Raw genomic sequence first — 23623 nt, forward strand, 5'->3', positions numbered from 1 at the left:
CGTCACCGCACCTCCATCTCGCTACTCACTCCAGAGAAATCGGGAAACCGCCGGGAACCACTCGCCGATCGCGGGGGGATCGAGGAGCTGCGAGTGCGCACGGGCGACCCGCACCACCTCGAGGTCGCCCGCGACGAGGGACCGCCACCGCCGCGACGCCGTGCCGGTGAACCCGCGCTCGGGGACCGTGGCGTCGACGAACACCACGTCGCCCGCGACGGCGGCGAGCTCGGTGTGCTCGATCATGTGGTCGCTGGCCAGGTACGTCTGCACGACGCGCGCGATCTGGTCGTCGTCGAGCACGGAGAGCGTGCCGCCGTGGGCGCGCACCACCGCCACCGCGTCGGCCACGGTCATGGCGCCTGCGCGCTCCGCGGGGACCGGGTGGCCGAGCTCGACCAGCAGCCCCTCGATCGCCGCGCTGCCGTCCCACCGGTCGAGCTCCCGCCGCCCCTCGGGCAGGTGGGCGTCGAGCATCGCCAGCAGCGCGATCCGGCGTCCGCGGGCACCGAGCTCGACCGCCACCTGGTGGGCCACCGCACCGCCGAACGACCAGCCCACGAGCTGGATCGGGCCCTCCGGCGCCAGGCGCTCGACCTCGTCGGCGTACCGGCGGGCGGTCTCGGCGAGCGTCCCGGGGGCGGCGGCGGGGTCCTGCAGGCGCGGGGACTGCAGCGCGTAGAGCGGGACGTCGGCAGGCAGGTGCGGCTTCAGCCCGGCGAACTGCCAGCCCAGCCCGCTCGCCGGGTGGACCGCGAACAGGGGTGGCCGCCCGGCCCCGTCGCCGAGGACGAGGACGGGCGCCAGTCCCCCGCTGCCGCCGCCGGCACCGGCGATCCGCCGCGCGAGGGCCGACACCGTCGGCGTGGCCATCAGCTCGGCCACCGGGAGCTCGACGGCCAGGTCCCGCCGCAGGGCGGTGGCCAGCCGCACCAGCAGGAGCGAGTGCCCGCCCAGTACGAAGAAGTCGTCGTCGCGGCCGACCCCGTCCACGCCGAGGACCTCGGCGAAGATCGCGCAGAGCCTGCGCTCCAGCGCGGACGCCGGGGCGGTGCCCGTCACCGGCGCCCCGGGGGCCCGGAGCGCCGCACGGTCGATCTTCCCGTTGGGGGTGAGCGGTAGCGCGTCCATGACCGTGACGACCGACGGGACCATGTAGCCGGGCAGCCGCTCGGCGGCCGCCTCCCGGGCCGCTTCCCCGACGTCACCAGGCTCGGCCTCGAGGTGGGCGACGATCCGGTCCCCGTGCACGGCCGCCGCGGCGCGCCGCACCCCGGGGACGGACTCGAGCACCGTCTCGATCTCGGCGAGCTCGATCCGGAAGCCGCGGACCTTCACCTGGTGGTCGCTGCGGCCCAGGTACTCCAGGCAGCCGTCCGGGGTCCAGCGGACGAGGTCACCGGTGCGGTACACCCGCGCCCCGCGCCGGTGGGGGTCCGCGACGAAGCGGGAGGCGGACAGCCCGGGCCGGTTCAGGTACCCCCTGGCCACCTGCGGGCCGCCGAGGTACAGCTCGCCGACCACCCCGGGCGGCACCGGCCGCAACGCCGCGTCCAGCACGTGGGCTGTGGTGCCCGCCATCGGATGCCCGATCCCCGGCTCCCGACCCACGGCGGCGCTCGTCGCCCAGACCGTGACCTCGGTGGGGCCGTACATGTTGATGAGCCCCGCCGCGCGCCGCCCGAGCGACGTGGCCAGCCGCGCCGGCAGTGCCTCGCCGCCGACCAGCGCGGTGACCCCGGAGAGGTCGGGGTCAGCGGCGTCCAGCAGCGCGGTCCAGAGCGACGGCGTCGCCTGCACGGCGGTCACCGACTCGGCCCGCAGCACCTCGGCGAGCAAGCGCGGGTCCCGGACCTGCTCGGCCGACGCGAGCACGACGCACGCCCCGTGGGCGAGCGGCAGCATCAGCTCGAGCACCGCGATGTCGAAGGAGAGCGTGGTGACCGCGAGCAGCCGGTCGGCGGGGGTCAGCGGCAGGATCTGTCGCGCGGCGGCGAGGAAGTGCGCCAGGTTGCCGTGCGTCACGACCACGCCCTTGGGGCGGCCGGTCGAACCCGACGTGTAGATCACGTACGCCGCGGCCGCCGGGTCCGGTTCGCACCGGGGCACCGGGTCGCCCGCGACCTCGCCCATGGTGGCGAGGTCGGTGGCCGCCCCGTCGAGCAGCCCGCGGGTCGCGCCGTCGACGAGCACCACCGCCGGTGCGGCGTCCGACAGCATGTACCGCAGCCGGGCCGCGGGGAACCCCGGGTCCAGCGGCAGGAACGCGGCGCCGGCCTTCGCGATGCCCAGCAGCGCGACGATCATGTCGGGTGAGCGCGGCAGCGCCACGCCCACGGTCGTCTCCGGTCCGGCGCCGCGCGCCACGAGGCCCGCGGCGACGGCGTCGGACGCGGCGTCCAGGTCGGCGTAGGACAGCGTCGTCGCACCGGAGCGGACGGCCGGCGCGTCCGGGATACGGGCGGCGAGGTCGGCGAACCGCCGGAACCACGCGCGATCCGGCGACCCGGCATCCGGCGCGGGCTCGGCACCCCGCGACCAGCGGGCGATCGCGCGTGCGTCATCGGTGGTCAGGACGTCGAGGGTCGGGTACGGGGCGTCCGGGTCGGCGAGTGCGGCGCGCAGCAGCACCCCGAAGCGGGCGGCGAGCGATCGCGCCAGCTCCGCCGTGCAGCGCGCCGCGTCGTACTCGACGGACAGCTCGACGGGGTGCCCCGCCCCGGCGTCGACGACGGTGAACGTGAGGTCGACCTTCGGGTCGGCGGTGACGGCCGGGACCTCGCCCACCGGCAGCCCGAACGCCTCGTCGCCGCCGTCGGGCCTGCGGTGGTAGCCCAGCATCACCTGGAACACGGGGTTGCGGCCGGGCACCCGCACCGGGTTGACCGCCTCGACCACCTGCTGGAAGGGCAGGTCGGCGTGCTCGAGCGCGGCCAGCCCGGTCTCCCGCACGCGGTCGAGGAGCTGCCGGAACGACGGCGCGCCGGTGAGGTCGGTGCGGATCACGACCGTGTTGACGAAGAAGCCGACCAGCTCGTCGAGCCTCGCGTCTCCCCGTCCGGAGACCGGGCTGCCGACCGGGACGTCGGTGCCGGCGCCCATCCGCGACAGCAGCATCGCGAGCGTGGCGTGCAGGGCGAGGAACGTGCTCGACGACGACGCGCGCGCCTGCTCCCGCAGCCGGTCCATCAGGTCGGCTCCGAGCCGGACCGAGACCGTGCCGCCACCCGTCCGGCCGGTGGCGACGGAGGGCAGCGCCAGGTCCTGGGGCGCGCCGGCGAGCTGTCGCAGCCAGAAGTCCCGCTGTCGGCTGCACCGGCTGTCCGGGTCGTCGGGCGAGCCGAGGGCGGCGCGGTGCCACAGGGCGTAGTCGGCGTACTGCACGGGCAGCGCGGCGAAGTCGGGTGCCGTGCCGGACCGCCGGGCGCGGTAGGCGGCGTCGAGGTCCGCGAGCAGCGGCCGGTCCGACCACTCGTCGACGGCGATGTGGTGCAGCACGAGCGCGACCACCGTGTCGCCGGTGTCGGTCTCGCGGACCATGGTGGCCCGCACCGGGATCTGCGACGACAGCGCGAACGGCCGCGCGATCGCGGCGGCCACGACCGCCTCCGTGCCGGACGCGGGTGCGTCCCGGACGTCCACCTCGGGCACCGCGCGGTCGAGGATGCGCTGCTCGGGACCGTCCATGACCAGCGTGCGCAGCACCTCGTGCCGGCCGACGACGTCGGTCAGCGCCGCGGTGAACGCCTCGGCGTCGAGCGCGCCCCGCACGCGCAGCAGCAGCGGGTAGTTGTAGGCCGCCGACTCCGGAGCGAGCTCGTGCAGCAGCCAGAGCCGTTCCTGGGCGGGCGAGAGCGGCAGCCGTTCCGGGCGCGGCACCGGGGTCACCCTGGTCTGCGCGGTGGCCGGGCCCGCGTCGAGAACCGTGGCGAGCCGTTCGGGCGTCGAGTGGTCGAACAGCTGCCGCAGGGAGACGTCGGCGCCCAGCTCGTCGCGGACGCGACCGATCAGGCGGGTCGCGAGCAGCGAGTGGCCGCCGTGATCGAAGAAGTCGTCCTCGACGCCGAACGCCTCCTCGCCGAGTGCGCCGGCGAAGATCGCGCAGAGCGTGCGTTCGGACTCGGTCCGCGCCTCGCGGCCGCTCACCGAGACGGTGCGGGGCGCGGGCAGCGCCGCGGTGTCCAGCTTGCCGTTGACGGTCAGCGGCAGCGCGTCGACCACCGCGTACGCGCTCGGCACCAGGTAGCCCGGCATCCGGTCGCGCAGGTGGCGGCGCACCTCCTCGACCAGCCGGTCGGGATCCGCCGTGGGCTCCGCCGGGATCAGATAGGCGACGAGCCGCTTGCCACCTGCGCCGTCGTCGGCGGCGATGACGGCGCTGCGGCGCACGCCGGGAGCCGCGGTCGCGTTCGCCTCGATCTCGCCCAGCTCGACCCGGTGGCCGCGGATCTTCACCTGGTCGTCGGTGCGGCCGAGGAAGTCGATGTTGCCGTCGGCCCGGACCCGCACCAGGTCGCCGGTGCGGTACATCCGGGTGCCGGAGCCGGTCGGATCGGCGACGAACCGCTCCGCGGTGAGCGCCGGCCGGTTCAGGTAGCCGCGCGCCATGCCGACACCCGCGATGTACAGCTCCCCCGCCACGCCCGCGGGCACCGGGCGCAGCCACTCGTCCAGCACGAGGGCCCGGGTGTTCCAGATCGGGGTACCCACGGTGGCGGTCGGGCTGTCCGTGGTGCCGCCGCCGAGGGTGTTGATCGTGTACTCGGTGGGGCCGTACAGGTTGTAGCCGAGCACCCCGTCGGCGTCGCGCAGGGAGGCCCAGAGGCTCTCCGGCGCCGCCTCGCCGCCGAGGAGCACCAGCGCGGGGCGGTGCCCGTCGAGCAGGCCCACCTCGACCAGGTGCTGGGCGTAGGTCGGCGTCACGTTCACGACGTCGATCAGGTGGCGGTCGCAGTACTCCACCAGTGCGCGCGCGTCGCGGCGCAGGTCCTCGTCACAGACGTGCACGTGGTGGCCCTCCACCAGCCACAGCAGCTCCTCCCACGACATGTCGAAGGAGAACGAGACGGTGTGCGCGATCCGCAGCCCGCGGCCGGCGGCGGCGACCACCGGGCCGAAGATCGCCTCCCGGTGGTTGAGCAGCATGTTCGTCAACCCGCGGTAGGGGGTGACGACGCCCTTCGGGCGCCCGGTCGAGCCGGAGGTGTAGATGACGTACGCCGGGTGGTCGAGCCGGGTGGAACCGACCCGTGAGTGGATTCGAGTGCTATCGCCCTCGTATCCACTCACCACCTCGGGGGAGTCGACACGGATCATCGGGACCTCGCACATCGCCAGCCGGGGCTCCACCGCCGTGGTGGTGAGCAGTAGTGCCGGGGCCGCGTCGTCCACGATCGTCCGCAGTCGCTCGTCGGGGTGGTCGAGCTCCAGCGGCAGGTAGGCCGCGCCCGCCCGGAGCACCGCGAACAGCGCCACCACCATCTCGGTCGACCGGGGCAGCGCGAGCGCGACGATCGTCTCCGGCCCCGCGCCACGCGCGACCAGCAGCCGGGCCGCCCGGGAGACCGCGCCGTCCAGCTCCCGGTAGGTCAGCGTGGTGGAGCCGCAGGTCAGGGCCGGGGCGTCCGGCGTCGCCGCCGCCTGCCGCGCCAGCAGCTCGGCGATCGTGAGGTCGCCGATCGGGTGCTCGCGGGCGGCGTCGGCCGCCTCCTGCGCCGCCACCTCGGCCGGGGTGAGCACCGGCAGGGCCGCCAGCGGCGAGGTGACGTCGTGCGCGAGGCGGTGCAGCAGCCGCTCCAGCCGCCCGAGCAGCGCCGCTGCGTCGGCCTCGTCGACGACGTCCGGCCGGTACTCGAGCTTCACCCACAACCGCCTGCCCGGCATCACCACCCAGGTCAGCGGGTAGTGGGTGGCGTCGACGCTGCGCACCCCGACGATCCCGTTGCCGGACTCGAGATCGGCGAAGGTGTCGTCGTCCAGGAAGTTCTGCAGGACGTAGAGGCTGTCGAAGAGCGGGCCCCGGCCCGCAGCGCGCTGGATGTCACCGAGGCCCAGGTACTCGTGCGGCATGGCGTCGACGCGGTGCCGCTGTACCTCCTGCATCGCCTGCGCGACGGTCGCCGCCGGGTCGAGCCGGACGCGGGCGGGCACCGTGTTGAGGAAGACGCCGACGACGTCGTCGATGTCGTCGAGCTCGGTGGGCCGGCCGGCCACCGTGGTGCCGATGACGACGTCGCTGCTCCCGGCTGCGTGCCCCAGCACCACCGCCAACGCGGTGCTGACCAGCGCGTTCAGCGTGACGCCCGCCGCCCGGACCTGCGCGGTGAGCCGGGCGGTGACCTCCTCCGGGATCTCGGCCGAGATCCGCCGGGCCAGCACCGGCGCGGTGCCGGCGGCCTGCGGGTACAGCAGGGTCGGCCCGGGCAGGCCGGCGAACGCCTCCCGCCAGAACTCCGTGGATGCCGCGGCGTCCTGGCGGCGCAGCCAGTCGAGGTAGTCGACGAAGCTCCCCCGCGAGGGCCGGAGCGGCTCCCCCCGGTAGGCGGCGAAGAGCTGGGTCAGCACCAGCTCGCGCGACCAGCCGTCCCACAGCAGCAGGTGGTAGGTGAACAGCAACCGGTCCCGTCCGCCGGGCCCGTGGATCACGGCGAACCGGGCCAGCGGTGGTTCCCGCAGGTCGAAGGGCGTGGCGCGATCGGCGTCGGTGATCTCCGCGATGCGGCGCTCCGCCGCGTCCGGGGCGAGGTGCGACAGGTCGACCTCGGTCATCCGGCACCGCAACCCGGAGCCGACGAACGCCACCGCGCGCCCGTCGCCCGTGGCGCGGAAGCCCAGGCGGGTCGCCGCGTTGGCGGCGAGCACCTGCTCGTAGGCCGCAGCCAGCCGGCGGGCGTCGAGCCCGCGGTCGAAGTCGAACGCGTTCTGCGCCAGGTAGACGTCGGCGTCGGCGGCCAGCTCGGCCTGGAACCAGATCCCCTCCTGCAGCGGGGACAGCGGCCAGACCTCCTCGACCGGCTCCGGGGCGCGGCCGGCGTCCGCCAGCTCCCGGAGGACCGCGCCGAAGGCGTCCCGCAGGTCGCCGAGCGCCCCGTCGCCGAGCCACCCGTCGGCGTAGGTGAGCACGACCTGCAGCTCGGGCCCGTCCGCGGTGTCCTCGCAGTAGGCGTTGACCTCCAGCAGGTACGGCGTGCCCATGTCCGGCGCGGACCCCACGCGCAGCGCCGCGGTCTCCGGCGCCGCCTCCCAGTCGCCCGAGCCCGGCGCCCCGAAGCGCCCCAGGTAGTTGAACAGCACCTGCGGCTGCCCGAGGCGGGCGAGGGCCGCCGCGGTACGGGCGTTGCAGTAGCGCAGCAGCCCGTAGCCGCAGCCGCCGTCGGGCGCCGCCCGCAGCCGGTCGCGCACCTCGCCGATGCGGTCGAGCGGCTCGCCGGCGCCCGCCGGCAGCCGCACCGGGGCGATCGAGGTGAACCAGCCGACGGTGCGGGACAGGTCGAGATCGCGTCCGAGGTCCTCGCGCCCGTGCCGCTCCAGGTCGATCGCGAGGTCCCCGTCGGCGAGGCCGCGCGCCTCCCGCCAGCGGGAGACGGCCACCCGGAGGGCGGTCACCAGCGTCTCCGTGACGTCCGCGCGCGCTGCGGCGGGCACGGTGGTGAGCAGCGGCAGCGTCTCGTCCGCGCTGAGCCGGAACCGGTGCTCCCGCGTGTCGCCGACCGTGCGGCCCACCACGAGCTGGGTCGGGTCGAGCTCGGCGCCCGGGGCGAGCACCTCGCTCCAGTGCGGGAACTCGGCGAGCCTGCCGTCCTGCGCGGAGGTCTCGTTGAGCACGCGGGCGTAGGTCCGCAGCGACGTCGCGGCGGGTTCGAGCGCGCCGCCCTCCCACGCCGCGCGCACGTCGTCGCGCAGGATCCGCCATGAGACGCCGTCGACGGCGAGGTGGTGCACCACCAGCAGGAGCCGGCCCGGTTCGGCGCCGCGGTCGAAGAAGACCGCGGCCACCATCCGGCCCTCGTCCGGGCGCAGCCGGTCCGCCGCGGCGTCGGACTCGGCGCCCAGCAGGTCGGTGAAGGTGGCGTCGTCGAGGTCGCGGGCGTCCACGACGGTGAACACGCCGTCGGGGAGGTCCCGCGCGGTCTCGAGGGCCCAGAGCACCGGCGCGGGCCGGGACAGCCGCAGCCGCAGCGCGTCGTGCCGGCGCAGCAGCTCGGTGACCACCGCGCCGATCCGCTCCGCCGTCGCCCCGGGCGGCGTGAGCAGCAGCTCGGACTGGTTGAAGCGGTCGACGTTGCCCCCGAGCTCGGCGAGCCGGTGCACGATCGGGGTCAGCATCACCGAGCCGAGCGCGTCCGGGTCCTCGTCGGGCACGGCGGGCGCCTGCGGGCCGGCCAGCGCCGCGAGCGCCGCGGGCGTCCGGTGGGTGAACACGTCGCGCGGGGTCACCCGCAGCCCGAGCCGCTTCATCCGGTTCACCAGCTGCAGGGCGATGATGCTGTCGCCGCCGAGGGTGAAGAAGTCGGCGTCGACGCCGGGGGTCTCGATGCCGAGGATCTCGCCGAACAGCTCCGCCAAGGCCCCGGCCCCCGTCCTCTCGGCGGGCTGCGGGGACGGGTGCGGCCCGGCGAGGGTGAGGGCGTCGCGGTCGAGCTTCCCGTTGATCGTCAGCGGCAGGCCGTCGACCACGGCGAAGACGGCGGGAACCATGTGTGCGGGCAGCACCGTCGCGGCGTGCCGGCGCGCCGCGTCGACGTCCACGCCGTTCCCGACCAGGTGCGCGACCAGCCGCGGGCGGTCCTGCGCATCGCGCTGCACGCTCACCGCCGCGCCGTCGATCCCGTCGAGCTCCAGCAGCGCCGCCTCGACCTCCCCCGGTTCGATCCGGAACCCGCGCAGCTTCAGCTGGTCGTCCGACCGGCCCATGTGGACCAGCTCCCCGTCCTCGGTCCACCGGGCGACGTCGCCGCTGCGGTAGAGCCGCTGCCCGTCGGGGCCCGCGACGAACCGGGACGCGGTGAGGCCGGGGCGGTCGAGGTAGCCGCGGGCCAGCTGCGGGCCTGCGACGTAGACCTCACCCGTGACGCCGGGCGGCACCGGCTGCAGGTAGCGGTCGAGCACGTGCACCGTGAGCCCCGCGAGCGGCACTCCGATCACGCTGTCGGCGCGCGCCGCGTCGTCCGCGGTGAGCGCCCGTAGGGTGACGTGCACGCAGGTCTCGGTGATCCCGTACATGTTCACGAGCCGCGGCGCCGAGTCGCCGTGGCGTCCGTACCAGGGCGCGAGCCTGCGCGGGTCCAGCGCCTCGCCGCCGAGGACGACGTACCGGAGCGCGAGCGGTCGGCTGCTGCCGCGGTCGGCCGCGATCAGCGAGTAGAAGGCCGACGGGGTCTGGTTGAGCACGGTGACGCCCTCGTCGGAGAGCAGCGCGTGGAACCGTTCGGGGTCGCGGGCGACGTCGTGGTCGACGACGACGAGGCGGCCCCCGTGCAGCAGCGCGCCCCAGATCTCCCACACCGAGAAGTCGAAGGCGTAGGAGTGGAAGAGCGTCCACACGTCGTCGGGCCCGAAGTCGAAGTCGGCCGCGGCGCCGGCGAGGAGCGCGGTGACGCTGCGGTGCGGTACCGCGACGCCCTTCGGCCGGCCGGTGGAACCGGACGTGTAGATGACGTAGGCGTCGGCGTCGGGGTGCCCGATGCACACCGGGCCCGCCGCCGGATCCACGACGCCCGGGTCGTCCAGGACGAGCACGGCCGGGCCGCCCTCGGGCAGCACGTCGGTCGTCCCGGCCACCGCCAGCACGCACTCGGGCGTGGAGTCGTCGAGGATGTAGGCGATCCGGGCCGCCGGGGACGCCGGGTCGATCGGCACGTAGCAGCCGCCCGCCTTGAGCACACCGACGATCGCGACGATCAGGTCGGCCGACCGGGGCAGCACGATCGCGACCCGCGAGCCCGGCCGCACCCCGTGCGCCACCAGTCGGTGCGCCAGCGCGTCCGACCGGACGTCGAGCTCGGTGAAGCTCAGCTCCACGCGCTGGTCGCGGACGGCAACCGCGTCCGGACGCTCGCGCGCGACCTCGGTGAACCGGTTGGCCAGCGTGCGGTCGTCGCGGCCGGGCAACGCGCGCGCGACGGGGGGCGTGGCGCCGACCCGGAGCCCGGCGACCGGCACCGCCGGGTCATCGGCGAACTGTTCGAGGAGCAGCGCCATCGCCTCGACGAGCCGCCGGGCGAACCCCTCCTCGACGAGCCCGGTGTCGTAGGTGATCTTGAGCCGCAACCGCTCGTCCGGGTGCACCACGAGCGCCACCGGGTAGTGCGCGGCGTCGGTGCCGTCGATCCACTCCGCGGCCGGTACGCCCTCCGCGGGTTCCGGCGCCTCGGTGACGGCGAAGTTCTCGACCACGACGATCGTGTCGAACAGCTCGCTCACGCCCGCGATCCGGGCCAGCTCCACCAGGCCGATGTGCTGGTGGTCGAGCACGGCGCTCTGCTGGTCCTGCAGCCGCGCGAAGACGGCGTCGAGGGGGTCGGCCGCCGCCCACTCCATCGGCACCGGCAGGGTGTTGATCATCGGTCCGACGATCTCCTCGACGCCGGCCGCGTTCTCCGCCCGGCCCGACACCGTGGAGCCGAACACCACGCGCTCCCGGCCGAGCGTGCGGCCGAGCACCAGACCCCACGCGCCGTGCAGGACGGTGGACAGGGTCACCCCGGCGGCCCGGGCCCGGTCGGCGAGCCGCGCAGACACCTGCGCCGAGAGCTCGTGCTGCACGTCGGCGTGGGACGAGACGTCGGCGCCGCGCGGCGCGTCGATCAGCTTCGTGGGCCCGTCGACGCCCGCGAGCGCCTCGACCCAGACCTCCCGCGACGCGGCCGGGTCGCGAGCGGCGAGCCGGGCGACGTGGTCGGCGAAGGTCACCGCGGGCACGGGCAGGTCGGCCCGGCGGGTCCGCACGAGCTGCCGGTAGGCGGCCATGACGTCGTCGAACATCAGCGGGTACGACCAGCCGTCGGCCAGGAGGTGGTGCATGGTCTGGACGAGGCGGTGCCGGTCGTCGGCGAGGGTCACGAGCGTGTAGCGCAGGAGCGGCGGCGCGGCGAGGTCGAAGACGGTGCGGAACCGCGCGGCAGCGACGTCGGCGAACGCGTCCGGGCGGTCGCGGAGGTCCACGGCCTCCCAGTCCAGGTCCACCCGCCCGGCGACCACCTGCACCACCCGGCCGTCCGCGAGCTCGCGGAAGCAGGCACGCAGCACCGGGTGCCGGTGCACCATCGCCTCCACCGCGCGACGCAGCAGTTCCCCGTCGAGCGCACCGCGCAGTTCGAGGACGTGCTGGATCACGTACGGGTCCCGGTCGGTGCTCTGCACCGAGTGGAAGTACATCCCCTGCTGCAGCGGCAGCAGCGGGAGCACGTCGGCCGGGCCGCCCGGGATCGTCGCCTCCAGCTCGGCGACGTCGTCCGCGGTCATCGCGACGAGCGGGAAGTCGGACGGCGTGTGGCCGGCCAGCTCGCGCGAGCTCGCGACGGCGCGCAACGCCTGCTCCCACAGCGAGGCGAGCTGCTCGATCTCGGCGCGGGACAGGATCCCCGTCGGCCAGGCGAGCGTCGCGGAGAACTCCGGCCCGGCCGCGCTGTCGTGGGCAGCGCCGTCATGGGTCATCGCGTTGACCGACAGCGCCCGCACCTCGGACGCGGGGTCCACGCCCTCGCCCAGCGCGTCGTAGTCGGCGACCGGCTCCCAATCGGCCTCGGCGCCCGCGCCGAAGCGGCCCAGGTAGTTGAACAGGATCTGCGGCTCGACGTCCGGCAGGTCGACGCTCGCGTCGAGGTCGTTCAGCACGCCGTAGCCGATGCCGCGGCCGGGCACGCGGAGCTGTTCCTTCACTGCCTTGACGGCGCGGGCCAGGCCGGCCCCGCCCCCGACGACGTCGTCCCACTCGACCACACCGGGGTCGAGCCGCACCGGGTGGAGCGAGGTGAACCAACCGACCGTCCGGGACAGGTCGAGCGGACCGTCGAACTCGAACGGCTCGGGCTCCCGGCCGTGCCCTTCGAGGCTGAGCAGCACGGCAGAGGAGTCACCGCGCCCGCGGACGCGGCGCCAGTGCGCGACCGCCAGTGCGAAGGCGCCCAGCAGGACGTCGTTGACGCCACCGAAGATCGCGGCCGGCACCGTGGACAGCAACGGCCCGGTGACGTCGGCGGGCAGGCGCAGCGTCACCGTGTCGGTGGTCGCGGCGACGTCGACCGCGGGGTCCAGCGGCCGGGAGCCGAGGTCCGGATCCGGCGTGCCCGCCATGTCGCGCCAGTACGCGGCCTCGCCGTGGAACAGGCCGCGGTCGGCCGCCGAGCGCACCCGCAGCGCCCAGGTGCGGAAGGACGTGGCGACCTCGTCGAGCCGCGGTTCGCGCCCGGCGCGGACGGCCGACCAGGCCTGGGCGAGGTCGGCGGTGAGGATGCGCCACGACACGCCGTCGACCACCAGGTGGTGCACGACCAGCAGCAGGCACCCCGGACCGGCCGCGTCCCGGAACCAGTGGGCGCGCACCATCGTCCCGCCGCGCGCGTCCAGGGCGGCGGCCGCGGCACGGGTGGCGGCGGCCATCTCCTCCGGCGTCGGACGGCCGGTGCGGTCGGTGACCTCCAGCAGGCGGGCGACGCCCGTGGCGCCGGGTTCCGGCACGGTGAGGTGCCAGGGTCCCGCCCCGTCGACGCGGGCCCGCAGCAGGTCGTGCCGATCGAGGATCGCGGCCAGCACCGTCTGCAGCTCGTCGCTGGTCATGCCGGCCGGGGTCCGCAGGACCATCGACTGGGAGAAGTTGCCGAGGGGCATCCGCTCGAACGCCGCCAGGATCGGCGTGTTCGGCACGGCGCCCACGCCGGAGTCCCGCACCGCGCGCGGCCGCTCGCCCTCGACGGCGAGCCCGGCGGCCATCGCCTGCACCGTCCGCTTGCGGAAGACGTCACGGGGTGCGAGGTCGAGGCCCGCTTTCCGGGCCCGCCCGCAGAGCGTGATCGACGAGATGCTGTCGCCGCCGAGGGTGAAGAAGTCCTCGTCGACGCCGACCTCGGCCACGCCGACGACCGAGGCGACGATCCCGGCGAGCACCCGCTCCGCCTCCGTGCTCGGCGCCCGGCCACCCCGGCGCGCCACGGGCCCCGGTTCGGGCAGCGCCGCGGCGTCGAGCTTGCCGTTGACGGTGAGCGGCAGGTCGTCGACCACACCCCACAGCGCCGGGACCATGTAGTCGGGCAGCACCGCGGCGAGGGCCGCCTGCAGCGATGACGGCAGCTCGTCCCGGTCGTCGACGCCCCCGTCGGGCACGACGTAGGCCGCGAGCCGCTTCACGTCGCCCTCGGCACGGACGACCACCGCGACGCGCCGCACGCCGGCCTGCCCGGCGAGCACCGACTCGATCTCGCCGAGCTCCACGCGATAGCCGCGGATCTTCACCTGGTCGTCGGTGCGGCCGAGGAAGTCGAGGTTGCCGTCCGGGCGGCGGCGCACGAGGTCGCCGGTGCGGTACATGCGCCCGCCCGGGCTCCACGGGTCGGCGACGAACCGCTCGGCGGTGAGCCCGGGCCGGTGCAGGTAGCCGCGCGCGAGCCCGGCGCCCGCGATGTAGAGCTCCCCCACCACGCCGACGTCCACCGGCCGCAGCCAGCCGTCGAGCACGTGGGCGCGGGTGTTGGAGATCGGGTGCCCGACCGTGGAGGTCGCGCTCTCCCCGGTACCCGCGCCGAGCGTGTTGATCGTGTACTCGGTGGGGCCGTAGAGGTTGTAGCCGAGGGTGCCGCTCTCGCGCAGCGCCGTCCAGAGGCTCTCCGGAACGGCCTCCCCGCCGAGCAGCATCAGCGCGAGGGGGTGCCGGGTCACCAGTCCTTCCTCGATGAGGACCTGGGCGTAGGTCGGCGTCACGTTCACGACGTCGATCCCGTGGCGGGCGCAGTAGTCGACGAGGGCGCGCGCGTCGCGGCGCAGGTCCTCGTCGCAGACGTGCACCTCGTGCCCCTCGACGAGCCAGAGCAGCTCCTCCCAGGACATGTCGAAGGAGAACGACACCGTGTGCGCGATGCGCAGCCGCCTGCCCCCGGCCGCGGCCACGGTCGGGTCGAAGATCTCCCTCCGGTGGTTGAGCTGCATGTTCGTCAGCCCGCGGTACGGGGTGACCACGCCCTTGGGGCGCCCGGTGGACCCCGACGTGTAGATGACGTACGCGGGGTGGTCGAGGCGGCCGGGGCGGCCCGCCGCGAACGGCGCCGGGGCCGCGGCCGGGTATCCGGTGAGGTCGAGGGTGTCGAGATCGGTCACCGGGGTGGCCGTGCCGGCGAACCGGGACGACACCGCGGAGGTCGACAGCACCACCATCGGCCGCGCGTCCGCGATCACGCCGGCCAGCCGCTCGTCCGGGTACTCCAGGTCCAGCGGCAGGTAGGCCGCACCCGTCCGCAGCACCGCGAACAGCGCGACGACCATGTCGACGGACCGCGGGAGCGCCAGGCCCACGATCCGCTCGGGCTCGGCACCGGCGGCCAGCAGGTGGTGCGCCAGCCGGTTCACCCGCGCGTCGAGCTCCTCGAAGCTCAGCCGCGCGGCGCCGCACACCAGCGCGGTCTCGGCCGGCCCGGCCGCGGCCCGCTCGGCGAGCAGGTCGGCGATGGTCTCCGCGCCGACGGGCTGGACGGCCTTCTCCCACTCGGCCGCCATGGCGGCGCGGTCCGCGGGCGTCTGCAGCGCCAGCTCGCCGACGGGCTGCCCGAGGTCCAGCCCCAGCAGCACCTGCTCGAGCCGGGCGAGCAGGGCCGCCGCGGTCTTCCGGGGCACCACGTCGCCCCGGTACTCGAGCTTGATCCACAGCCGCTCGCCCGGGTACACCACCCAGGTCAACGGGTAGTGGGTGGAGTCGACGCCGGCCGCCGAGAGGATGCCGTGCTCGGCCTCCAGCTCGGTGAACGTGTCGTCGTCGACGAAGTTCTGCAGGACGTAGAGGTTGTCGAACAGCTGCCCGCGGCCGACGGCGCGCTGGACGTCGCCGAGGCCCAGGTACTCGTACGGCATCATCGCGATGCGCTGCTCGTGCATGCCGCGCACGGCGTCGGCCGTGGTGGCGCGGGGGTCCACGTGCACGCGGGCCGGGATGGTGTTGAGGAAGACGCCCACGACCGACTCGATGCCCTCGACCTCGGTGGGGCGGCCGGCCACGGTCATCCCGAACACCACGTCGTCGGTGCCCGCGGCGTGGCCGAGCACCAGCCCGAGCGCGGTGGCCACGACGGAGTTCAGGGTCACGCCGATCGAGCGCGCCTGCCCGGACAGGCGTGCGGTGTCCTCGGGGGTGAGCTCCACCGACATCCGGGTGGCGATCACCGGGTCGGTGCCGACGGCCGCCGGGAAGAGGATCGTCGGGTCCGAGAGGTCCGCGAACGCCCCCGACCACGCCGCCGCCGCGGCCTCGTCGTCCTGCCCGGCGAGCCACGCCAGGTAGTCGGGGAACTGCGCGCGGACCGGCGCCGGCAGGGCGCCTCCCCGGCGGACCGCGGCGTAGGCGCCGAACAGCCTGCGCAGCACCAGCTCCCGCGACCAGCCGTCCCACAGGAGCAGGTGGCGGGTGAGGAGCAGGCGGTCCCGCCCGTCCCCGCGCAGCACGGTGAGCCGCACCAGTGGCGGGCACGTGAGGTCGAACGGGGTGCGCCGGTCGGCGGCCATGATCGCCTCGGTGCGCTCCGCGCGCTCCGCGTCGGTCATCCCCGACAGATCGATCTCCGTGACCGGCGGCGCGAGGCCCGCGGCGACGACGGCGACCGGGCGGTCGAGCCCGGCGTCGGTGAAGCCCAGTCGCAGCGCCGAGTTCTGCTCCAGCAGGAGCGAGCACGCCTCTCGCAGCGCGTCCACGTCGAGCCGGGCGTCGAGGTCGAACGCGTCCTGCGCGAGGTACACGTCCCCCTCGCCCGCGATCCGGGACTGGAAGAACAGGCCCTCCTGGAGCGGCGACAGCGGCCAGACGTCGGCGACCGGGCCGGGGCTCGCCGCCTCGATCGCCTGTACGTCGTCCAGGGAGAGGTCGACGAGCGGGAAGTCCGACGGCGTGTGCCCGCGCAGCTCGGCACACCGCGCGAGTGCGCGTAGCGCGTCGGCCCAGAGCGACGCCAGCTCGCCGACCTCGGCCGCACCGAGGATGCCGGTCGGCCAGGTCAGGGTCGCCGAGCCGTCGCCCATCACGTTGATCTCGAGCGCGTCGACGGGCGAGCGCGGGTCGAGCCCCGAGCCGACGGTGGTGAAGCCCCAGTCCTCGTCGGGGCCCCCGGCGCTGCGGCCGCGGTGGTTGAACACGATCTGCGGGGTGACCGCGGGCAGGTCGGCGCCGTGGTCGAGGTATCGCAGGACGCCGTAGCCGATGCCGGCCGACGGCACCCGCAGCTGGTCCTTGACCAGCTTCGCCGCCCTGGCGAGCTGCGGACCCGCTCCCCACGAGACCTCTCCCGGGTCGAGCCGCACCGGGTAGATGCTCGTGAACGATCCGACGGTGCGGGACAGGTCGACGTGGCGGCCGAAGAGGTCGCCCTCCCGGCCGTGCGCCTTCACCCCCAGCAGCACCGCGGATCCGGCGTTGACGCCCCGTCCGCGCCGCCACCGCTGCATCGCGAGCGCGAACCCGGTGAGCAGGATGTCGTCGGCGCGGCCGTGGATCGCCTGCGCGGGGTCCCCGAACGCCTCGGGTGGCAGGTCGACGGCGAGGGTGTCGGTGGTCGCGTCGACGTCGACGTGCGGGTCGAGCGCCCGGTGGCCGAGTGCCGGGTCGGCGGTGTTCAGCACCTCCCGCCAGTAGGGGAGCTCGGAGCGGAAGTCGGCGTTCCGGAGGACCTGCGACCAGGTCCGGTACGAGGTCCCCACCGGCTCCGGCTCGGGCTCGCGTCCCGCGGCGACGGCCTGCCATGCGGCGGCCAGGTCGGCGGTCAGGATCCGCCAGGACACGCCGTCGATCACCAGGTGGTGCGCGACCAGCAGCAGCCGTCCCGCGTCGCGGAACCAGTGCGCGCGCAGCATGATCCCGCGCCGCGCGTCGAGCCGGGCGGCCTCCTCCCGGGTGGCGCGCTCGACCACCTCCGGCGACGGTTCGGCGGCGCTCACGCTGATCGGGACGCCCGCGGCAGCTGCGTCCGGCACGGTGACCGCCCATCCCTCGTCGGCCGCTGTGCCGACCACGGCCCGCAGCAGCGGGTGCCGGTCGGCGACGGCCCGCAGGATGCGGTCCAGGTCGTCGTGCGTCAGCGGTGCGGGCGTGCGGACCAGCATCGACTGGGAGAAGTTGTCGAGGGGGATGCCGTTCGCCGCGACCTCCGCCATGACGGGCGTGAGCGGCACCGGCCCGGCGCCGTCGTCCGCCTCCGGGACGGGGATCTGCTCGGGGTCGTCGCCGGGCCCCGCGGCGAGTGCCTGCACGGTGCGCAGCCGGAAGATGTCGCGCGGCGTGATCCGCATCCCGGCGCGGCGGGCCCGGCCGGACACCGCGATCGAGGTGATGCTGTCGCCACCCAGCGCGAAGAAGTCGTCGTCGATGCCCACCCGGTCCAGCCGCAGCGCGTCGGCGAACAGGCCGCAGAGCCGCTCCTCCCGCTCGGTGCGCGGCCCGCGGCCGGAGACGAGGCTCCCGAAGTCGGGGTCCGGCAGCGCCGCCCGGTCGAGCTTGCCGTTCGGCGTCAGCGGGAACGCGTCGAGCGCCACCACGATCGAGGGCACCATGTGCTCCGGCAGGACCTGCGCCACTCGCTCCCGCAACGCCTCGCGGTCCACCGACCCGACCACGTAGGCGACGAGCCGGCCGTCCCGCACGACCACCACGGCGCGCGCGGCGTCGCCTGCGGTGACGAGCGCGGCCTCGACCTCCCCCGGCTCGATCCGGAAGCCGCGCACCTGCACCTGGTGGTCGCCGCGGCCGAGGATCTCCAGCACGCCGGTGTCGTCCCAGCGGGCGAGGTCGCCGCTGCGGTACATCCGCTCGCCGGGCATGAACGGGTCGGCGACGAAGCGCTCCGCCGTGAGGCCCGGCCGGTCGAGGTAGCCGTACGCCAGCTGCACGCCGGCGATGTACAGCTCTCCCGCCACGCCGGGTGGCACCGGGCGCAGGGCGCTGTCCAGCACGTGGAGCCGGGTGTTGGCGACGGGCCGCCCGACCGGCACCGACCGCCCGACCGGCAGTTCCGCCGTGTCCCACGCGGTGACGTCGATCGCGGCCTCGGTGGGGCCGTAGACGTTGTGCAGTTCGCAGTCGCGCAGTTCGGCGATGCCGGCGAAGCGGGCGACGACGTCCGCGGGCAGCGCCTCCCCGCCGCAGATCACGCGCCGCAGCGAGGTGCAGTCGCGCACCGCCGGTTCCTCGAGGAACACCGCGAACATCGACGGCACGAACTGGGCGGTGGTGACGTGGTGGGTCTGGATGAGCTCGGCGAGGTACGCGGCGTCCCTGTGCCCGTCCGGCTTCGCGATCACCATCGTGGCGCCGGACATCAACGGCCAGAACAGCTCCCGCAGCGACGCGTCGAAGCTCGACGGCGTCTTCAGCAGGGTGGGCTCGCCCGGCTCCAGCCGGTAGGTCTCCTGCATCCACGACAGGAAGTTGCCGGCGGCGCGGTGCGGCACCACCACGCCCTTCGGGCGACCGGTGGAGCCGGAGGTGTAGATGACGTACGCCGGGTCGGCGGGCGAGACCGGGACGTCGGGGCCGGACGCGTCCCCGTCCGCGGGGACGGCCGCCGGATCGTCGATCACGTGCGAGGGCCCGGCGTCGTCGAGCATGAACGCGATCCGCTCGGCCGGGTAGCCGGGATCGATCGGCAGGTAGGCCGCACCCGCCTTGTGCACCGCGTACAGCGCGACGATGAGCTCGACCGAGCGCTCCAGCACGACGGCCACCACCGAGCCGCGCCTGACGCCCCGCGCGATCAGGCTGTGGGCGAGGCGGTTCGCCCGCGCGTTCAGCTCGCCGTAGCTGACCGACGCGCCCTCGAACACCACCGCGGTGGTCCCGGGGGTGTGCGCCGCCCAGTGCTCGAAGCGGCTGCGCAGCGTGGGGGCGCCCAGGTCGTGAGCGGTGTCGTTGAAGGTGTCGAGCACCAGGGCGCACTGGTCGGCGTCGACCACCTCCAGCCGGCCGACCGGGACGCTCGCGTCGACCGCCAGCTGGTCGAGGATCCGCGTGACCTGCCGCAGCAGCCTGCGGGCGAGGCCCTCCTCCACCAGGCCGACGTCGAACTTCACCTGCAGCAGCAGCCGCTCGCCGGGGAAGGCGACCATCGACACCGGGTAGTGCGAGAACGTGGTCGAGGTGAACCCGCGCACCGACAGGCCGTCGTCGGCGGGCGCGTAGACCTCGGGGAAGTTCTCGACGATCACGAGCGTGTCGAACAGCGTGCGCAGGCCACGCGACCGCGTCAGCTCGGCGAGCCCCGCGTGCTGGTGGTCGAGCACCGCGGCCTGCTCGTCCTGCAGCCTGCGCACCACGTCGCCGACCGGCTCGTGCTTCGCCCACGCCATCGGCACCGGAACGGTGTTGATCAGCAGCCCGACGACCGAGTCGACTCCCTGCACGGACTGCCCGGCCCGCCCGGACACCGTCGACCCGAAGACGACGGAGTCGTCGCCGACGGCGCGGCCCAGGAGCAGCCCCCATGCGGCGTGCAGCACCGTGCTGAGGGTGACGCCGAGGTCGCGCGCCGCGGCGGCCAGCGCCGCCGTCCGCTCGGCCGACAGCTCCTCGGCGACGATGCGGTGCTCGCCGACCGCGGCGCCCGGGTCGGCGTCCACGAGCAGGGTCGGCTCGTCGACGCCCCCCAGCGCGTCGGACCACACCGCGGCGGTCTCCCGCGCGTCCGCCCGTGCGATGGCAGCGATGTGCTGGCCCAGCGCCACGGCGGGCAGGCCGCGCAGCGTGCCGCGGTAGGCGTCGACGATGTCGTTGAACATCAACGGGTACGACCAGCCGTCGGCGATGATGTGGTGCATGGTCTGCACCAGCCGGTGCTCGGTCGGGCCCAGCGACACGAGGCTGTAGCGCAACAGCGGCGGCTCGGCCAGCACGAAGGGCCGGGCCCGGTCCGCGGCAGCCACCCGCTCCAGCTCGGCAACGGCCTCGGCGTGCGGGCGCCCGCCGAGGTCGACGACCTGCCAGTCGAACTCGACGCGCCCGCTGACGACCTGGACGATCTGTCCGTCGGCGAGGTCGCGGAACCCGGCGCGCAGCGCGGGGTGGCGCCCGACCATCGCGGCGACCGCATCCCGCAGCGCCTCCGCGTCGAGCGGGCCGGACAGCTCGGCGACCTGCTGGATGAGGTAGGTGTCGACGGACCCGTCCCCGTAGCTCGCGTGGAAGTACATGCCCTGTTGCAGCGGGAGCAGCGGGAGCACGTCCTGCAGGCCGGGGACCTCGCGCTCCAGCTCCGCGACGTCGGACGGGTCGAGCTCGACGAGCGGGAAGTCCGACGGCGTGAACCCGGCGACCGACGCGTCGGTGGCGATGTCCCCGAGCACCCGCAGCCAGCGCTGCGCCAGCGCGCGGACCTCGTCCTCGTCGAGCACCGCCGCGGGCCAGCTGAACCGCGCCGACAGCGCCGGCCCGTCGGCGGTGTCGACGGTGACGGCGTTGATCTCGAGGGCACGGGGCAGCGGCATCCGCGGGTCGCGGTCCTCGCCGACCTCGGCACCCGCGGCGAACCGGCCGAGGTAGTTGAACAGCAGCGCGGGCGCCACGGCGAGATCGGCGTGGCCCGCGAGGTGGCGCAGGCTGCCGTAGCTCAGCCCGTTGCCGGGGACGGCGCGCAGCTGCTCCTTGACCCCCTTCACCACTGCGGCGAGACCGCCGGAGGGCACGTCGAGGGCGACCGGGTAGAGCGTGGTGAACCAGCCGACGGTGCGCGACAGGTCGATGGCGCCCGGCACCAGCTCGGCCTCGCGACCGTGGCCCTCCATCTCGAGGAGGAGCCGGGAGCCGCCGTCTCCCCGCCACTGCGTGACCGCCAGCGCCAAAGCCGCCACCAGCGCGTCGTTCACGCCGCCGTGGATCGCGGCCGGCACCGCGGTGAGCAGCGGCTTCGTGAGCGCGCTCGGCAGCGTCACGGTGAGCGCCCGCTCGGTCGCGACCGTGTCGACGGCCGGGTCCAGCGGCCGGCGCCCGATCATCGGGTTCGGGGCGGCCGCCGTCTCCCGCCAGAAGGCGAGGTCGTCGTCGAACGCCCCCGCCCGCGCGGCGCCGGCGAGCGCCAGCGCCCACTCGCGGAAGGAGGCCGACCGGTCGAGGGGGCGGCCCGCGTACAGCGCCTCCAGGTCCTCGGCCAGGATGCGCAGCGACACGCCGTCCACCACCACGTGGTGCACGACGAGGACGAGCCGGCCCGCCACCCCGCTCCCGCGGTCCAGCCACACGAACTCGGCCATCCGGCCCGAGGCGGCGTCCAGCCGGGCCGCGGCGGACGCGGTCTCCCGCAGCACGCGCTCGTCGAGCGCGTCGCCGGCGTCCAGCCGGACGTGCGTGACCGAGGGCGGCGGCACCTCGGCCGGCACCCGGACCGTCGGCCGCCCGTCGGCGCCGGTGCCGACCACCGCCCGGAGCACCTCGTGGTGGCCCAGCAGCGCCGAGGCCAGCTCGGTGAGCCGGTCCGGGGTGAGCCCGGCCGGGCCGTCCACGGCGATGGACTGGTAGAAGCCCACCGACGGCCCGGTCTCCCAGAGCCACTCGACCACGGGCGTGGCCGGCAGCTCGCCCACCGGCTCGACGGCCGCGCCGCGCCGCGCCCCATCCACGTCGCCCGCGACGAGCGCCAGCGCCGCAGGCGTGCGCAGCTCGAACACCGCGCGCGGCCGCACGGCGAGCCCGGCCCGCCGCGCCCTGCTCACCACGCCGATCGCGACGATGCTGTCGCCGCCGAGCGCGAAGAAGTCCTCGTCGGCGCCGACCTCGGCGAGCCCGAGCAGCTCGGCGAAGATCCCGCAGAGCGTGTGCTCCCGTGCGGTGCGCGGCGCCCGCCCGCGGGTGCGCTCCTCCCGCCACCGCGGTTCGGGCAGCGCCCGCCGGTCCACCTTGCCGTTCGGCGTCAGCGGGAACGCGTCCAGCACGGTGACGGTGCGCGGCACCATGTACTCGGGCAGCCGGTCGGCGCACCACCGGCGGAGGTCCTCTCCGGTGACCGGGTCGGGGGCGAGGGCGTATCCGGCCAGGTACGTCGCGCCCGCGGCGTTGTCCCGGGCCGCGACCACCGCCTGCCGGACGTCCGGGTGGGTGGCCAGCGCCGCCTCGACCTCCTCCAGCTCGAGGCGCATGCCGCGGACCTTCACCTGGTTGTCGGCCCGGCCCAGGAACTCCAGCGACCCGTCCTCGTGCCACCGCGCCAGGTCGCCGGTGCGGTAGAGGCGCGAGCCGTCGCCCGCGAACGGGTTCGCGACGAACCGGGCCGCCGTGAGCCCCGGCGCGTTGACGTAGCCGCGGCCGAGCAGGAACCCGGCCGCGTACAGCTCGCCGCCGACGCCGACCCGCACCGGGCGCAGGTCGTCGTCGAGCACGTAGAGCTGGGTGCTCGGGTTGGGCCGGCCGATCGACGTGGCGATCCGCTCGGCGTCGTCGCGGTAGATCACGTGCGAGACGCCGATCGTGGCCTCGGCGGGGCCGTACCCGTGGTACAGCGTGGTGGTCAGCCGGCTGCGGAACCGCTCGAAGAGGTCCGGTGTCAACACTTCGCCGCCGCACCACACGTGCTCGAGCCCGTCGAGCTTCGCGGTGCCGCGCGCCATCTCCAGCAGCACGTCGAGCATCGAGGAGACGAGGTAGACGAACGTGACGCCCTCGGTGGCGATCAGGTCGAGGAGGTACTGCGGGTCCCGGTCGCCGCCCGGCTCCGCAACCACCACGTAGCCGCCGGACACGAGCGGCAGCAGGATCTCGTTGACCGAGATGTCGAACGACAGCGGCGCCTTGAACAGCGCCGCGTCCCCCGGCCCGAAGTGCAGGATCTCCTCCACCTGCCACTGCAGCCGGTTGCAGATCGCCTCGTGGCGGATCATCGCGCCCTTGGGCCGGCCGGTCGACCCCGACGTGAACATCACGTATGCGAGGCGCCCGGGCTCGATGCGCACGGCGGGCGGCGTGGTGGGGAGCTCCCCGTAGGCCCACGAGCCGAGGTCGACCACGGCTTCCGGCACGATCGAATCGCCCTGGGGTGCCGCGGTCACCATCATCACGGCGCCGGCGTCGCCGAGCACCTGCCTGCGGCGCTCCTGCGGCCACTCCGGGTCGACGGGCACGAACGCGCCGCCCGCGACCATGATCGCCAGCACCGCGACGACCATCTCCGCCGACCGCGGCAGGTGGACCGCGACGACCTGCTCGGCGGTGAGCCCGCGGTCCAGGAGGTGGTGCGCCAGCTGGTCGACCCGCTCGGCGAGCTCCGCGTAGGTCAGCTGCACCGACTGCCCGTCGCGAGCGCCCGCGACCAGGGCCAACGCGTCGGGATGCGCCCGCACCGCATCGGCGAACATCGCGGCGACGGTGGTGGTGTCCGACGGCGGCGTGGTGTCGTTCCACTCGGCGAGCGCCTCGAGTCGTTCGACCAGGGTGTCGCGCTCGATGGTCATACCTCTCCCA

General features: G+C 75.0%; 1 protein-coding gene. It reads right to left on the reverse strand.

The window, feature by feature from the left end:
* Positions 1-21: 21 nt before the first annotated feature.
* Complete coding sequence (locus tag ABEA81_RS29845) at positions 22-23613, reverse strand: non-ribosomal peptide synthase/polyketide synthase (RefSeq protein WP_345609532.1); 23592 nt, start codon at positions 23611-23613, stop codon at positions 22-24.
* Between the last annotated feature and the right edge of the window lie 10 nt (positions 23614-23623).

The sequence above is a fragment of the Pseudonocardia adelaidensis genome (assembly GCF_039543345.1).
Classification (GTDB): domain Bacteria; phylum Actinomycetota; class Actinomycetes; order Mycobacteriales; family Pseudonocardiaceae; genus Pseudonocardia; species Pseudonocardia adelaidensis.

What these genes read in the sequence shown, in the direction of transcription:
- ABEA81_RS29845 (WP_345609532.1), bottom strand. Translation starts at nt 23,613, where the DNA reads ATGACCATCGAGCGCGACACCCTGGTCGAACGACTCGAGGCGCTCGCC.